Genomic DNA, 15,067 nt, shown 5'->3' with positions numbered 1-15,067 from the left:
TGCCGCGCTGCTGGCGCTGTGGTGGCTGGGCACGGACGTGCTGTCGCCCGCGGGCGGTATGGCGCGGCGTTTTTCGCCCGGTGCGACCTTCGCCAGCCTGGCCTCGCTGCTGGTGGGCTCGGACTTGCCCTTGCACATCCTGGTCAGCCTGCGGCGCGTCGCGGTCGGCCTGGGCTTCGCGCTGGCCATAGGCGTGCCGCTGGGGCTGGCTATCGGCAGCTACCGGCGGCTGGAAGCCACGGTGTCTCCAGCCATGCAGTTCCTGCGCATGATTTCGCCTTTGTCCTGGATGCCGATCGCGGTGATGGCATTTGGGGTGGGCGACGATCCGGTCTACTTCTTGCTGGCCTTCGCGGCCGTCTGGCCCATCGTACTTAACACCGCCGCCGGCGTGCAGCAGCTGGACCCGCGCTGGCTGCAACTGGCGCAAAGCGTCGCGGCCACCCGCTGGGAGACGCTGCGCAGCGTGATCCTGCCTGGCGTGCTGGGTCATATCCTGACCGGTGTGCGCCTGGCCATCGGCATCCTGTGGATCGTGCTCGTGCCCTGCGAGATGCTGGGGGTGTCGGCGGGGATGGGCTATTTCATCCTGGATACGCGCGACCGGCTGGCGTACTCGGAGCTGATGGCGATGGTCCTGATGATAGGCGTGCTGGGCTTTCTGCTGGACGCGGCGGCGCGCGCGCTGTACCGCTACTGGAAAGGATAGGACGGCTTACTTGCGCGAACTTTTGCCGTTGGCGGGACACATCACCTCGCGCAGCTTGCGCTGCACGGGATCCTGCGCGATCGGGGCATTGCGGATGCCAGGCGGAGGCAGGGACTCCACGATGGGGCCGGTGGCGTTCTCGCCGGCGTAATGCACGACCTGGCTTACGGTGTAGGTGTTGGCGGTGCAGTTCATGGTGACCGGCTGGGCCACGGAGCGGTAGGGTTGCCCATTGGCCGCGGAAATCTTGGGCTGGGCATAGAACCAGGCGACGTTCACTGCCATGACGGCGGGGCGCTCAGACACCACTTTGATCGATGCGCTGTCGTAGAACACGCCAGGCATGGCTTGCGGATCCACCGGCACCCAGTCAGGTCCGCCGGACAGCATGCCGCCGGGCCCAGCGTCGCGCGGCACGATGTTCACGGCGCAGGCGTCGGCGGGCACCGGATCGCCTTCGCGGACCGTGATGGTCTCGCAGGCGCCGGGGGGCGGCGCGGCCTGCGCGGGATGGACCCAGGCGGTCACGGCCAGGGCGATCAGGAATGCGTGCCTTGCGGTCATTGGTGTTTTCCGGTGGTGGCGCGGCGCGCCGTCGCCAGGCTTGTGGCCATCGCGTGTACCCGATCATACCGGGCAGGGCGGGAGCGCGCGGCGCGCAAACGCCTTAGGGGCGACGGCTCCTAATCCGTCAGCACATATTCCGGATAGCGCTTGCAGATCTCGGCCACCTGGCTGAGGGTGCCAGACAGGTGTTCCCGCAGCACCTGCTGGGCGCGTAGCGGATCCTGGGCGACGATGGCGTCCAGCAGGCGCTGGTGATCGTCCAGGATGCGCCCGGCCTTGCCGGCTTCAGGCAGGTGCAGTCGGCGCAGGCGGTCCAGGTGGCCGCTGTAGCGCTGTTCTAGTTCCCACAGCCGGGCCACGCCGGCGGCTTCGTGCATGTCGCGGTGGAAGGCCTGGTCGGCGTCGATGAAATGCTGGTACTGGCCGCTGGCATGGCTGGCGCGCTGCAGGTCGATGCTGGCCTGCAGGCGCTTGAACAGCAGCGGGTCGGGGCGCTGCGCCAGCACCTGCACGATCTCCAGTTCCAGCGAGCGGCGCAGGAAATGCGCCTCGCGGGCGGCGGCGACGTCGATGCGGCTGACCACCGTGGTGTGCTGCGGGTAGATCTCGACCAGCGCTTCCTCGGCCAGGCGCATCAGCGCGTCGCGGATCGGGGTCTGGCTCAGGCCGTAGGTTTCCGCCAGGGTGATGCGCGACAGCGGCGCCCCGGGCGCGAGTTCCAGCGACACGATCTGTTCGCGTAGATGTTCGAAGACCTGCGGCGCGGCGTGGCGCGAGCGGTCCAGTCTGAGCTTGGTGCTTTGCATCGGGTCGCGTGCGGAATGGGGCCTGAAGAGTAACGGAGTTTAGCGGGTTTTTACCTAGCTGACGCACTAATGTATTAGTGTTTAAATGACCCCGTCGCCATCACGTAACTAGCCTCGCCCCTATGAAACGCTCTTACGAAAGCCTGCGCAGCGCCGCCTGGATGGCCAAGGACGACCTGCGTTCCTTCGGCCACCGTTCCCGCATGATGCAAATGGGGTACGGCCCCGACGACTGGGCGGGCCGCCCCATCATCGCCATCATCAACACCTGGTCCGACCTCAATCCCTGCCACAGCCACTTCAAGCAGCGCGTCGAGGACGTCAAGCGGGGCGTGTTCCAGGCAGGCGGCTTTCCGGTGGAACTGCCGGCGATCTCGGTGTCGGAATCGTTCGTCAAGCCGACCACCATGCTGTACCGCAACTTCCTGGCAATGGAGACCGAGGAACTGCTGCGCAGCCATCCTGTGGATGGCGCCGTGCTCATGGGCGGCTGCGACAAGACCACGCCGGGCCTCATCATGGGCGCGGTCAGCGCCGGGCTGCCCTGTGTCTACGTGCCTGCCGGCCCCATGCTGCGCGGCAACTGGAAGGGCAAGATCCTGGGCTCGGGCTCCGACGCCTGGAAGCTTTGGGACGAGCGCCGCGCCGGCAAGATCACGCAGGAACAATGGACCGAGGTCGAAGGCGGCATTGCCCGCAGCTACGGCACCTGCATGACCATGGGCACCGCCAGCACCATGACCGCCATCGCCGAAGCCATAGGCATGACCCTGCCGGGCGCGTCCTCGATCCCGGCGGCGGACGTCAACCACATGCGCATGTCGGCCGAGTGCGGCCGGCGCGTCGTCGAGATGGTCTGGGAAGATCTGACGCCGCAGCGCATCCTGAGCCTGGCGTCCTTCAAGAACGCCATCAACGTGGCCATGGCCATGGGCTGCTCCACCAACGCCATCGTGCACCTGGTCGCCATGTCGCGCCGCGCCGGCTGCGCCGTGGGCCTGGACGACTTCGACGCCGCCAGCCGCAAGGTGCCGGTGATCGCCAACATCCGGCCCAGCGGCGACACCTATCTGATGGAAGACTTCTTCTACGCGGGCGGGCTGCCGGCGCTGATGTCGCGGCTGCAAGACCATCTGGATCCGTCCGCCATGACGGTCACCGGCAAGACGCTGGGGGAGAACATCGCCGGCGCCGAGGTCTACAACGACGACGTGATCCGCCCGCTGGACCGGGCCATCTACGACGAAGGCGCGCTGGCCGTGCTGCGCGGCAATATCGCGCCTGACGGCTGCGTCATCAAGCCCAGCGCCTGCGCGCCGCAATACCTGCGCCACACCGGCCCGGCCCTGGTGTTCGACGACTATCCCAGCATGAAGGCCGCGGTGGACGACGAAAACCTGGACGTCACCGCCGACCACATCATGATCCTGCGCAACGCCGGTCCGCAGGGCGGCCCCGGCATGCCGGAATGGGGCATGCTGCCGATCCCGACCAAGCTGGTGAAGCAGGGCGTGCGCGACATGCTGCGCCTGTCGGACGCCCGCATGAGCGGCACCAGCTACGGCGCCTGCATTCTGCACGTGGCGCCGGAAAGCTATGTCGGCGGCCCCTTGGCCCTGGTGAAGACCGGCGATCTGATCACCGTGGACGTGCCCGCACGCAGCATCCATCTGAACGTCAGCGACGACGAGCTGGCCGCGCGCCGCGCCGCCTGGACGCCGCCGCCCAAGCGCTACGAGCGCGGCTATGGCTGGATGTATTCAAGGCACATCCTGCAGGCCAACGACGGCTGCGATTTCGATTTCCTGGAAACCGGCTTCGGCGCGCCCGTGCCCGAGCCCGAGATCTTCTAGGCGCCTGCGCGCCCCATCCCCACAGTCTTCAGCCCCCGGAGCCATCGTGTCCCAAATGAATCCCGAAACGCGCGCCCGCCTGGCCGGCGTCAGCACCGCCACCCTGTGCACGGCCTTGTTCAAGCGCGGTTTGCGCAACCAGTTCATCCAGGACGTGCGTCCGCTGAACGCCACGCTGCCCAATATGGTCGGCCCGGCTTTCACTTTGCGCTACATCCCCGCCCGTGAGGACCTGAACACCATCAAGGTGTTCGAGGACCGCGCGCATCCGCAGCGCGTTGCGGTCGAGACCTGCCCGGAAGGCGCAGTGCTGGTGATGGACAGCCGCAAGGACGCGCGCGCCGCTTCCGCAGGCTCCATCCTGGTCACGCGGCTGATGAAGCGCGGCGTGGCCGGCGTGGTGACGGACGGCGGCTTCCGCGATTCGCCCGAGATCGCCGAAATGGCCTATGCCGCCTATCATCAGCGGCCTTCGGCGCCGACCAATCTGACCCTGCATCAGGCGCTGGACATCAACGCGCCCATCGGCTGCGGCGACGTGCCGGTGTGGCCGGGCGACATCGTCGTGGGCGACCGCGAGGGCGTGGTGGTGATACCCGCCAGCCTGGCCGACGAGATCGCTATCGAGGCCGTGGAGATGACGGCCTTCGAGGACTTCGTGACCAGCGAGGTGCAGCAGGGCGCATCCATCCTCGGGCTGTATCCGCCCACCGATCCGGGCACCAAGGACAAGTTCGCCGCCTGGCGCAAGCAACAGGGCCGCTGAGCCTTGCCGCCGGCGCAGCCGGCAACCCCATAAGCCAAACAAGAGGCAGGAGACAACCATGAATACACAACGACGCGGCGCGCTGGCCGCGCTGCTGGCCGCCGCCACGCTGGGCGCGCTGGCATCGCCCGCCCAGGCCGCCGACTGGCCCGCGCAGAAGCCGATTTCCTATGTGGTGCCATTCACCGTGGGTGGCTCGACCGACGTGGTGGGCCGGGTGCTGGCGCAGAAGCTGGGCGACCGCCTGCACCAGAACGTCATCGTCGAAAACAAGCCTGGCGCGGCCGGCGGCATCGGCGCGACTTACGTGGCCAAGGCCGCGCCCGATGGCTACACGCTGTTCGGCGGCACCATCAGCACGCATGCCATCAACGCCAGCCTGTACAAGAACCTGAAGTACGACCCGGTCAAGGATTTCGAACCGGTCTCGCTGATCGCCTACTTGCCCAACGTGCTGCTGGTGGATCCCAACCTGGGCGTGAACTCGGTCGCCGACCTGATCGCGCTGTTGAAGCGCGACCCGAGCAAGCGCACCTTCGCGTCCTCGGGCGCCGGCACCTCCACGCACCTGGCCGGTGAATTGTTCTCCAGCATGATAGGGGTGCCGCTCACGCATGTGCCTTACAAGGGTACGCCGCCCGCCATGGTCGACGTGTCTTCCGGCGCGGTGACTTTCATGTTCGACCAGATGACGGCGGCCTTGCCCCTGTTGCAGACCGGCAAGCTCAAGCTGCTGGCGGTGACGACCAAGGACCGCATCGCGCTGGCGCCCGAGGTGCCGACCATGCAGGAAGCCGGCGTACCGGGCTTCCAGATGGCGTCCTGGCAGGCGGTGTACGCGCCCAAGGGCACGCCCAAGCCCATCCTCGACAAGCTGGCGCAGGAAATCGCGGTGATCCTGAAAGAGCCGGACGTGCAGGAGAAACTGGGCAAGACCATGGGGATGGAACTGGTCGGCAGCACGCCGGATCAGCTGCGCGACCTGATGGCGACCGAGATTCCGCGCTGGGCGGAAGTCGTGAAGAAGTCGGGCGCAACGGTCGAATAGGCGGCGGGCTTGCGGGCGCGGCGTCTCGGCGCCGCACCCGCTGCCGTGTCATAGCCTCAAATCCAGGACTTCAATCCCTGGGATTCAAGCTCAGGGCTTCAGATTCAGCTTCGGCACCAGCGCCTTGAACGCTTCCTCCTGGCGCGCCACGTCAGCCGTGAACTGCGGCAGGTCGGCGTAGGAGGGCGTCAGGTTCTGCTTGCGCATCAGCGCCTGGAAGTCCTGCGATTGCGCCACCTGGCGCGCCGCGGCGCGCCATTTCTCCACCGCGTCCGCGGGGGTGGCCTTGGGCAGGCCGATGCCGCGCCAGACGCTGAACTGCAGGTCCGCGCCTTTCTCCTTCATGGTGGGCACGGCGGGCAGGTTGTCCAGCCGCTTGGGCGCCATGACGGCCAGGGTGCGCAGCTTGCCGGTTTCGACGTGCTGCTGCAGTTCGGCGTAGGCGACGGTCGTGGCTTGCACGTCGCCCGCCAGCAGGCCCATGATGGCCGGCGCCGAACCCTGGTAGGGCACGTGCACGAACTTCACGCCGGCCTGTTCGCCCAGGGCCGCGGCCGCCATGTGCGGCACGGTGCCTATACCGGCATTGGACACGGCGACGCGCTCGGGATTCTTCTTCGCGTCCGCCAGGAATTCCTCCACCGTCTTCCAGGGCGCATCGGCGCGCACCGTGACCGACGAGGGATCGTCGGTGAAGCGGGCGATGGGCTGGAAGTCGCCAACCGTGGTCTTGCCTATGCCCATCAGGGGCACCACCAGCATTTCGGGGGTCATCAGTACCAGCCGGTAGCCGTCGGGCTGCGCGTTGGCGACGTAGGCCCAGCCGATGGAGCCGCTGGCGCCGGGCTTGTTGATCACCACCGTGGGCTGCGCCAGCAGCGGCGGGCGCACCGCCTCGGCGATGGCGCGCGCGGTGTTGTCGCTGCCGCCGCCGGGCTGGTAGGCGACCACCAGCTCCATCGAGCGGGCGGGGTAGTCCGCGGCATGCGCGGCGGACAGGACGGAAACTGCGGACAGGGCGCTGATGGCCAGCGCGGACAGGCGGTAGGGGCGCATGGTGGCGGCTCCGATATCAGTAGCCCAGGGCGGAAAGGTCCGCGAGCGTCTGCTTGGTGATGGCGATGGTGCGTTCGCGTTCGGCCCCGGCCAGATCCAGGCGCGGCGGCTTGACGGTTTCGGCGCTGCCGGTGATGAGGTGTTCGGCCAGTTTGATGTGCTGCACCAGCTTGACCACCGTGTCCAGATGGAACAGCGGCGTCAACGCGGCATAGAGCTTGCGGGCCCGCACGAAATCTCCTTCGACGGCCAGCTTCAGCAGATCGACCGAGGCCTTGGGCACCGCATTGGCCATGCCCGACACCCAGGCGGTCACGCCCAGGGCGGCGCTTTCCAGGATCAGGTCGTCCACGCCGCAAACTACGGCAAGGCGCTCGCCGAAGCGCGTGATCAGGTCGGTCACGCGGGTGGTGTCGTAGGATTCCTCCTTGATGGCGACGATGGTGGGCTCTTCCAGCAGTTCGGCCACGAGGTCCGGGGTCAGGTCCACGCCGTAGCCGCGCGGGTTGTTGTAGAGCAGGATGGGCAGGGCGCTGGCCCGCGCCACCGTGCGGTAGAAGGCCACGGTCTCGCGGGCGTCGGATTTGTAGGTCAGGCCGGGGAAAACCATCAGGCCGTTCACGCCGATGCGGGCGGCTTCCTGCGCGAAGGCGGCGGCGCGCGCCGTGCCGGTCTCCGCCACGCCCGAGACCACCGGCACCCGGCCGCGCACGGTCTCCACGGCGGTGCGCAGCACCTGCAATTTCTCTTCGGGCGAGAGCTGGGCGTTTTCGCCGACCATGCCCATCATCACCACGCCGCCCACGCCGTTCTCGATCAGGCGTTCCAGTCCCAGGCGGATGGCGTCCAGGTCCAGTGAAAAATCGGGTTTCAGCTTGGTGGTGACGGCGGGGAATACGCCTTGCCATTGAATGCTCATGCTGCGACTCCTGGTATGTGGTCCGTCCGGATTGTTCCGGTTGGATACTGGTTATTGGATATTGGATCCAAAAATATGGGATTTAAAAAAACGAGGCGAGGGCCTCGGACCGACACTCTGGGAGTGGCGGCTTGAACTGGATCATGGATCCAATATACTCACATTAAAAGGGCTGCGGGCACTAGCTGTCTCTCGGGGTTTTCCTGGGCATGATCGAGCCGGTTCCGCCCAGTCCCATCCCGTACGGCCTTCGCCGGACGGTATAACCAGGCAGGTTTCATGTCCCAGAATTCGCCGCTTTCCGTAACAAACCCATCCCGTCCCCCGGCCGGTTCGCCCGGCCGCCTCGTGCGCAAGACCGCCGTCGAACTGGTGGTCGACGAACTGCGCGACCGCATCCTGTCGGGCGCGATTCCTCCCGGCTCCGCGCTGCGCCAGGAATTGTTCGCCGAGGAACTGGGCGTGAGCCGGCTGCCGGTGCGGGAGGCCATCCGCCAGCTCAGCGCCGAAGGGCTGATCGACATGATCCCGCATCGCGGCGCCTATGTGTCCATGCTGTCTCGGGCCGAGGTACAGGAGTTTTTCGATATCCGCCTGCGGCTGGAACCGTGGCTGTTCCGCCTGGCCGTGCAGCAGCGCGAGGTCCAGGATCTGGACCTGGCCAGCCAGGTGGTGGCGCAGATGGACGCCGCCGAGCCCGAGCAGTGGGGCCGCCTGAACTGGCAGCTGCATGAACTGCTGTACCGCTCGGCGCAACGGCCTGCCGCGCTGGCCATGGTGCGCGCGCTGCACGAAAAGTCCGAACGCTACTTCCGCTTCCAGATCGTCAACGCGCCGATCCGCCAACAGGCGCACGACGAACACAGCGAACTGATCGCGCTCGCCCGGCAGGGCCGGGCCGAAGAAGCCGAGGCCGCGCTGGAGCGCCATATCGCCGAGGCCGCCGAGCAGATACTCGCCATCGTCGACCATCTGCTGGATGCGTCGGCCTTGCAGGAACCCGCCTAGACATCCAGCTCCAGCGTGCCGCAGCCGCGCGACACGCAGACCATCATGCTGCGGTTGGCGGCGCGTTCCTCGTCGCTGAGGACATAGTCGCGGTGATCCACCTCGCCGGATAGCACGCCGGCCTCGCAGCTGCGACACAGGCCTTCGCGGCAGGAGTGGGGCCAGGCGACGCCGGCCGCCTCCAAGACGTCCAGCACGGACTTGTCCGGAGGCACTTCGTGGCAGCCGCCGCTGCGGACCAGCTTGATCCTGAAAGCTGCGCCAGCTTCCGCTTCGGCGGGCGGGGCGACGGCGAAACGTTCGAAATGCACGCGGGGCGCGGAGATGCCGCGCCGTTTGCAAGCCGCGGCCACGGCATCCATCAGCGGCGCGGGCCCGCAGCAATAGACATGCAGGCCGGGCTCTTGCCGCGCGGCCAGGTACGCATCCAGGTCGCAGCGCGCGCCGCCTTGTTCGCTGTCGACATGCAGATCCACGCGTTCGCCGTGGAGGACGAGTTCGGCAAGGTAGGCGGCCGCGTCGCGGTCGCGCACGCAGTACAGCAGCCGCCAGGGCTCGCCGCGCCTTACACAGGCATGGATCATGCTGAGGATAGGCGTTATGCCTATGCCGCCCGCGATGAAGACATGGGCGCCGGCCTGTGCATGCAACCCGAACAATTGCCTGGGTTCGCCGATATCCACCAGGTCGCCTTCGCGCAGCTGTTCATGGACGTAGCGCGAGCCGCCGCGCGAGCCGGCCGCGAGGCCGATGCCCAGCCGGTAGACCCCCAGCTCCGCCGGATCGCCGCATAGGGAGTACTGCCTGAGCAGGCCATTGCCCAGCGCCACATCCACATGCGCGCCGGCTTCGAATGCCGGCAGCATGGCGCCGTCGGGGCTGCGCAGATGCAGGCCCAGCACGCCGCTCGCCTCGCGCACGATGCGGCTGACCATCAACCGACGCATCTCAGGCCACCGCCTGAGCCGCGCGCACGCCGGACGCGCCTGCCGCGGCCTGCTGCTGCTCTTCCTCGACGCGACGTGCCACCACCCAGCGGAACTGGGACAGCGCGGCGTCAATGGACAGCGGCACCATCTTGAAGTCAGGCGCCAGCGACAAGGAGCGCTGCTGCGCGGTGATGATGTCGCGGTCTTCGTCGAAGGCGTCCACCACGCTCTGATGGATGGACGCGGTGATGTCGGGCCGGTCGATGGAGAAGTTGTGCGGATGTGCGAAGAAATAGTGGGTGGATGTCGCGGTCTCCGGCGTCAGGGCCTGGCAGCCGCGGAATTCGATCCCGCCTGCGCGATTGCCTTCCTGCGCGCCGCCGCCTGCCGGAGCCATGCCCGAATCCATCAGCAGGATGCCGGGCAGCGTGAAGTTGTAGATGTTCCAGCGGTCCACCAGGCCTGGCCACTCGCGGACCTTCTTTGCGAAGGCGGGCGCTTCGGTGTTGAGCGTCCAGCGCGTGATGCGCACGCCATCGGGCAGCCGGTCGACCTTGGGCGATACCGAGGCATAGTCTTCGCTGCCGCCCAGGGTGGTGGGGTGCACGAAGGGCAGATGCGAGAAATCGAGCAGGTTGTCGGCGATCAGCAGATAGTTGACGTCGTAATGGATGTAGCCGTCCAGGCTGCGCCAGTCCGGATGGTCCAGCCATTGGGTGTCGGGGATGAGGGCCGGGTCGGCGCGTTCCGGATCGCCCATCCAGATCCAGATCCAGCGGTGCCGCTCCACCACCGGGAAGGTGCGCACCTTGGCCTGCGGCGGAATGCGCGCCTGCGCTGGCGCTTCGACACAGGCGCCGGTCGGATCGAACTTCAGGCCGTGGTACATGCAGCGCACGCAATCGCCTTCGCGCCGTCCCACCGACAAGGGCGCGCCGCGGTGGCAGCAGCGGTCTTCCAGCGCCACCAGCCGGCCCGCGCCATCGCGGTACATCAGCACGGGCACGCCGATGATGGTGCGCGAGAACAAGCCGTCGGCGCTGACTTCCTGGTCCCAGGCCGCGACGTACCAGGTGTTTTTGATGAACATGGGTTTGCTCCTGTGTTTACTTGACGTAGCGCCAGGCGCCGTCCTTGATCTGCACCATGACAGCGGCGCGTTCGTCATAGCCGACGTGGTCGGTGGGCGACATGGTGGACACGCCTTGCGAGGTGACGGCGTCGCGGGTGGCTTCCAGCGCATCGCGCAGGCCCGCCCTGAATTCCGGCGTGCCAGGTTTGGCCTTGGGCAGCGTGGCCTTCAAGGCCTGTTGCAGCACGATGCCGGCATCCCAGGCGTTGGCCGCGAACACCGACATGGAATCCTTGCCGTGGGCGGCTTCGTAGCGCTGCGTCAGGTCCATGGCGACCGCGCGTATCGGGTTGGCCTCATCCAGCTGGCTGGCGACCACGACCGGGCCCACCGCGAATAGCGCACCTTCGGCATCCTTGCCCGCGATGCGCAGGAACTCGCGGTTGGCGATGCCGTAGGTCTGGTAGATGCGGCCGGCGTAGCCGCGTTCGCGCAGGGACTTCTGCGGCAGCGCCCCGGGCGTGCCGGAGGCCGCCACGATGACCGCGTCCGGCTTGGCTGCCAGCAGCTTCAGGGTTTGAGCGGTGACGCTCGTATCCGTCTTCACGTAGCGTTCCGAGGCAGCCAGCTTGATGCCGGCGCGCGCAGCCTGCGCGGAGACTTCGGCCAGCCAGCTGTCGCCGTAGGCATCGGCGAAGCCGATAAAGCCCAGCGACTTCACGCCGGCGGCCTGCATGTGCGCGACGGTGCTGGCCACCATCAGGTTCTCGTTCTGCACCACCTTGAACACCCAGTGGCGCTGCGCGTCCATGGGTTCGACCAGCTTGGCCCCGGCCGCCAGGCTCATCAAGGGCACCTTCTTCTCCTGGGCGATGGGCAGCAGGGTCAGGGTGGCGGGGGTGACCGAGGTGCCCAGCACCACGTCCACGTTGTGTTCGTCGACCAGCCGGCGGAAGGCGCGGGCCGCGCCGGTGGCGTCGGACGCGTCGTCCAGCACGATGTAGCGCACCGCCTCGCCGGCGATCTCGCGCGGCAGCAGATCTATCGCGTTTTTGGCAGGGCCGCCCAGCGACGCGGCCGGGCCGGTGAGCGACAGGATGACGCCGACGCCGACATCGGCCGAGGCGGCGCTACAGGACAGCAGGGCGCACGAAACCAGCACCGCGCGCACGGGGTGTAGAAGGGGTTTCAAGATCTTGTCTCCTTGTGGAAACGCCGGTCTGCGCGGCGTTTGACAAGACGATAGAGAGCGGCGGAATATGCGTCAATGTCATGAGCATGATTCTGGAAATGCACGATATGCATAACGAGAAATTGGATCTCAACCTGCTCGCCGTCTTCGACAGCCTGATGCGCGAACGCAGCGTGACGCGCGCCGGCGAACAGCTGGGCCTGTCGCAAAGCGCCATGAGCCATGCCGTGAACCGCTTGCGCGCGTTCTTCGACGACCCGCTGTTCGTGAAGACCGGCCAGGGCATGCAACCCACGCCGAAATCAGAGAGCCTGGCGCCGACCATCCTGGCGTTGATGGCGACCATACGCGGACAGGTGCTGTCGCAGGCGCAGTTCGATCCGGCCTCGGCCATGCGCGTCTTCACCCTGTGCATGACGGACATGGGTGAACTGGTGTTCCTGCCGCCGCTGATCAAGCGCCTGCGCGAACTGGCGCCGCACTGCACCCTGCGCACGCGCCAGGTGCCGCTGCAGCAGGTCGAGCCGCTGCTGGCCTCGGGCGAGGTGGACCTGGTGCTGGGATCGCTGCGCGCGGCGCCACAGGGCCTGTTTCAGCAGCAGCTGTTCATGCACCGCTTCGTGACGCTGGTCAGCGTGAAGAACAAGGAGGTGGCCGACGAGCTGACGCTGGAACAATTCCAGCGCATGCCGCATATCGTCGTGACGCTGGCGGGGCGTTCGTCCGAGGCCTATGACAGCGCGCTGGAGGAGCAGGGCGTCAAGCGCAACATCTTCCTGTCCACGCCGCACTTCCTGGTGGTGCCGCTATTGCTGGACCAGCATCCGGACCTGATCGCCACGGTGCCGCAGGAATTGGGCAATGTGTTTGGCGGCTACGGCGTGGTCAAAGTGCTGGAGCCGCCATTGCCGCTGCCGTCCTTCGCGCTGCGGCAGCATTGGCATCCGCGCTTTCACCAGGACCCGGCCATCATCTGGCTGCGGGAGCTGGTGAAAGATACGTTTGACGGGTATCCGTGGGATACCATGCCCGCCGGACGCCGCAGGGCCTGAGCCCCCGCGCCAGCCTCAGTTGATCTTGATGTTCCGTTCCTTGACCAGCGTCTTCCATTGCGCGGTTTCGCGCGCCAGGTGGTTGCGCAATTCATCCGGCGTGCCGCCGATGGACTCCGCGCCGATCGAGTCCAGCGTGGCGCGCACCTTCGGTTCGTTCAGCGCCGCGCGCATGGCCGCGTTCAGCTTCGCGACTACCTCGGGCGGCGTGCCGGCCGGGGCGAATGCCGCGAACCACGGCATCAACTCGTAACCGGGCAAGCCGCTTTCCGCCACGGTGGGCACATCCGGCAGGGCGGCTGAACGCTTGCTGGTGGTCACCGCCAGCGCGCGCAGCTTGCCGGCTTCGATGTGCGGCTTGGCGGAGGTGATGCTGTCGAACATGTAGTCCACCTGTCCGCCCAGCAAGTCGGCGATGGCCGGACCGCTGCCCTTGTAGGGCACGTGCAGCATGTCCACCTGCGCCATGGACAGGAACAGCTCGCCCGCCAGATGGATGGAGGTGCCCACGCCGGCGGAGGCGTAGGTGTAGTGGTTGGGCTGGGCCTTGGCCTTGGCGATCACATCCTGCACGCTGGTGGCGCCGGTACGCGCGGGATTGGTGACCAGCACGTTCGGCACCACGGCCAGCAGCGAGATCGGCGCGAAGTCCTTGATCGGGTCGTAGTTCAGGTCCGCGTACAGCGCCGGATTGACGGCCATGCCGTTGGCCACGATCAGGATGGTGTAGCCGTCGGGCTTGGCGCGGGCCACGCTGGCCGCGCCGATATTGCCGCCGGCGCCCGCGCGGTTTTCCACGACGAAGGTGGTGTTGAGCTGCTTGCCCATGGATTCGCCCAGGGTGCGGGCGATGCTGTCCATCGCGCCGCCCGGTGGGAAGGGCACGATCCATTTGACTGGATGATCCGGGTAGGTCTGCGCCAGCGCCGCGGATGCGCCGCCCAGCAGCGCCAGGCCCATGCAGGCCTGGGCAAGTCGTTTGAATACAGGGCGCAAGCGCATGATGGTCTCCGTAGTGCTGGAATTATTGTGTCGCCGCGCGCCGATGGTCCGAGACCCGTGGGAGGAAACTCCCGGGATTCATACTTTTACGATCAGGTTCGTGCGATGACTCAGTATGGCTTGCGTTTTCCCTGCTAGTCCAAGACTATATGGGTTCCGATTGATACCTTTATGGTATGTATGGGGCCATGCAATGCAATTGAGGCAACTGCGCTATTTCCAGGCTGTGGCGGAAGAAGGCAGCTTCACGCGCGCGGCCGCCCGGCTGCACATGGCCCAGCCGCCGCTCAGCCGGCAGATACGCCTGTTCGAGGAAGAACTGGGCGTGCAGTTGTTCGAGCGCACCACGCGGGCGCTGCGTCTCACTGAAGCGGGCCGTTTCCTGCTGGAGCAGTCGCGCCTGCTGACGGCGCGCCTGGAAGAGGTGCTCGAGGGCACGCGCCGGCTGGGGCAGACCCAGCGGCGCTGGTTCGGCATAGGCTTCGTGCCATCTACGCTCTACGGCTTCGTACCCGAGCTGATCCGGCAGCTGCGCAATGCGGACCCGCAGGTCGAAGTGGGCCTCACGGAAATGACCACCTTGCCGCAACTGGAGGCGCTGAAGGCCGGACGCATCGATCTGGGCATAGGCCGCATCCTGTTCGACGACCCCGCCATCGAGCGGCGCGTGCTGATGACAGAACCGTTGATGGCGGCGGTCCCATTGGGTCACCCGGTGGCGCGCCTGCGGCGGGTATCGGTCGAACGCCTGGCGCGCGAACCCTTCGTGCTATACCCGGCGCGCCCGCGGCCGAATTTTTCCGACCATGTGCTGGGGCTGTTCCGCGCGGCGGGACATGCGCCGCAAGTGGTACAGGAGGCCAACGAACTGCAGACCGCCATCGGCCTGGTGGCGGCGGGGCTGGGGGTGACGGTGGTGCCGGCATCGGTGCAGCGGCTGCAGCGCCAGGATGTGGCGCATGTGGCGATCGACGCCGATACTTTTGTGTCGCCGGTGATCGTCAGTTATCGCAAGGACGACGCGTCGGCATTTCTGGCGCGGGCGTTGGAGCTGGCGCAGGCGCTGGCGAACTAGCACCAAGGAGCGA

The 15,067-nt window shown here is 66.9% G+C and carries 15 protein-coding genes; 7 read left to right on the top strand and 8 right to left on the bottom strand.

From position 1 onward, the window contains the following. A partial coding sequence (locus VIR09_RS24750; RefSeq protein WP_332015254.1) for an ABC transporter permease occupies positions 1–709 on the top strand: 709 nt, incomplete at its 5' end. 6 nt (positions 710–715) lie between these two features. Here VIR09_RS24750 and VIR09_RS24745 read toward each other — a convergent pair. Both VIR09_RS24745 and VIR09_RS24740 read right to left on the bottom strand, forming a co-directional pair. Then, positions 716–1,273: a surface-adhesin E family protein gene (locus VIR09_RS24745; protein WP_332015253.1), complete on the bottom strand. Its 558-nt coding sequence runs from the start codon at positions 1,271–1,273 to the stop codon at positions 716–718. Between the two features lie 119 nt (positions 1,274–1,392). Continuing rightward, a complete protein-coding gene (locus VIR09_RS24740; RefSeq protein ID WP_332015252.1) occupies positions 1,393–2,082 on the bottom strand; it encodes a GntR family transcriptional regulator in 690 nt (229 codons plus the stop codon). Positions 2,083–2,204: 122 nt separating this feature from the next. Here VIR09_RS24740 and araD point away from each other — a divergent pair, with 122 nt between their 5' ends. From araD to VIR09_RS24725, 3 genes are read left to right on the top strand one after another with little or no spacing between them, the layout of a single operon-like run. Further along, positions 2,205–3,935, top strand: coding sequence for an L-arabinonate dehydratase (araD, locus tag VIR09_RS24735; protein ID WP_332015251.1), 1,731 nt, complete (start codon positions 2,205–2,207; stop codon positions 3,933–3,935). Positions 3,936–3,990: 55 nt separating this feature from the next. Beyond that, positions 3,991–4,701 (top strand): ribonuclease activity regulator RraA, encoded by a 711-nt coding sequence (locus tag VIR09_RS24730; RefSeq protein WP_332015255.1) that lies wholly within the window; start codon positions 3,991–3,993, stop codon positions 4,699–4,701. A gap of 58 nt (positions 4,702–4,759) precedes the next feature. Then, the gene (locus tag VIR09_RS24725) at positions 4,760–5,749 is read left to right on the top strand and encodes a tripartite tricarboxylate transporter substrate binding protein (protein ID WP_332015250.1); all 990 of its coding nucleotides are present in this window, start codon (positions 4,760–4,762) and stop codon (positions 5,747–5,749) included. Between the two features lie 90 nt (positions 5,750–5,839). On the opposite strand, the gene VIR09_RS24720 is transcribed toward VIR09_RS24725, so the two are convergent. Together VIR09_RS24720 and VIR09_RS24715 are read right to left on the bottom strand one after the other, a co-directional pair. Continuing rightward, positions 5,840–6,805 carry a Bug family tripartite tricarboxylate transporter substrate binding protein gene (locus tag VIR09_RS24720; protein WP_013393618.1) on the bottom strand — a complete coding sequence of 322 codons (966 nt, stop codon included), beginning with the start codon at positions 6,803–6,805 and terminating at the stop codon, positions 5,840–5,842. Positions 6,806–6,821: 16 nt separating this feature from the next. Then, positions 6,822–7,724 carry a dihydrodipicolinate synthase family protein gene (locus tag VIR09_RS24715; RefSeq protein WP_332015249.1) on the bottom strand — a complete coding sequence of 301 codons (903 nt, stop codon included), beginning with the start codon at positions 7,722–7,724 and terminating at the stop codon, positions 6,822–6,824. Between the two features lie 348 nt (positions 7,725–8,072). Here VIR09_RS24715 and VIR09_RS24710 point away from each other — a divergent pair, with 348 nt between their 5' ends. Continuing rightward, the gene (locus VIR09_RS24710; protein WP_207467706.1) at positions 8,073–8,732 is read left to right on the top strand and encodes a GntR family transcriptional regulator; all 660 of its coding nucleotides are present in this window, start codon (positions 8,073–8,075) and stop codon (positions 8,730–8,732) included. Here the strand turns inward: VIR09_RS24710 and VIR09_RS24705 are convergent. From VIR09_RS24705 to VIR09_RS24695, 3 genes are read right to left on the bottom strand one after another with little or no spacing between them, the layout of a single operon-like run. Continuing rightward, the gene (locus VIR09_RS24705) at positions 8,729–9,679 is read right to left on the bottom strand and encodes a PDR/VanB family oxidoreductase (protein WP_332015248.1); all 951 of its coding nucleotides are present in this window, start codon (positions 9,677–9,679) and stop codon (positions 8,729–8,731) included. The two genes, VIR09_RS24710 and VIR09_RS24705, sit on opposite strands and share 4 nt — an antisense overlap. Before the next feature lies 1 nt (position 9,680). After that, positions 9,681–10,751 carry an aromatic ring-hydroxylating dioxygenase subunit alpha gene (locus VIR09_RS24700; RefSeq protein WP_332015247.1) on the bottom strand — a complete coding sequence of 357 codons (1,071 nt, stop codon included), beginning with the start codon at positions 10,749–10,751 and terminating at the stop codon, positions 9,681–9,683. 16 nt (positions 10,752–10,767) lie between these two features. Then, positions 10,768–11,925 carry an ABC transporter substrate-binding protein gene (locus VIR09_RS24695; protein WP_332015246.1) on the bottom strand — a complete coding sequence of 386 codons (1,158 nt, stop codon included), beginning with the start codon at positions 11,923–11,925 and terminating at the stop codon, positions 10,768–10,770. A gap of 80 nt (positions 11,926–12,005) precedes the next feature. On the opposite strand from VIR09_RS24695, the gene VIR09_RS24690 reads away from it, so the two are divergent. Continuing rightward, a complete protein-coding gene (locus VIR09_RS24690; protein WP_332015245.1) occupies positions 12,006–12,977 on the top strand; it encodes a LysR family transcriptional regulator in 972 nt (323 codons plus the stop codon). A gap of 15 nt (positions 12,978–12,992) precedes the next feature. Here VIR09_RS24690 and VIR09_RS24685 read toward each other — a convergent pair whose 3' ends face one another. Then, complete coding sequence (locus tag VIR09_RS24685) at positions 12,993–13,979, bottom strand: tripartite tricarboxylate transporter substrate binding protein (protein WP_332015244.1); 987 nt, start codon at positions 13,977–13,979, stop codon at positions 12,993–12,995. A 193-nt stretch (positions 13,980–14,172) separates the two neighbouring features. Here VIR09_RS24685 and VIR09_RS24680 point away from each other — a divergent pair, with 193 nt between their 5' ends. Beyond that, positions 14,173–15,054, top strand: coding sequence for a LysR family transcriptional regulator (locus VIR09_RS24680; RefSeq protein WP_332015243.1), 882 nt, complete (start codon positions 14,173–14,175; stop codon positions 15,052–15,054). Positions 15,055–15,067: the final 13 nt, after the last annotated feature.

It is taken from the genome of Achromobacter sp. (assembly GCF_036567245.1).
In the GTDB taxonomy this organism is placed as follows: Bacteria; Pseudomonadota; Gammaproteobacteria; order Burkholderiales; family Burkholderiaceae_B; genus Achromobacter.
The sequence above is the reverse complement of the archived record's forward strand: the minus strand, read 5'-3'. Positions and strand labels throughout refer to the sequence as shown.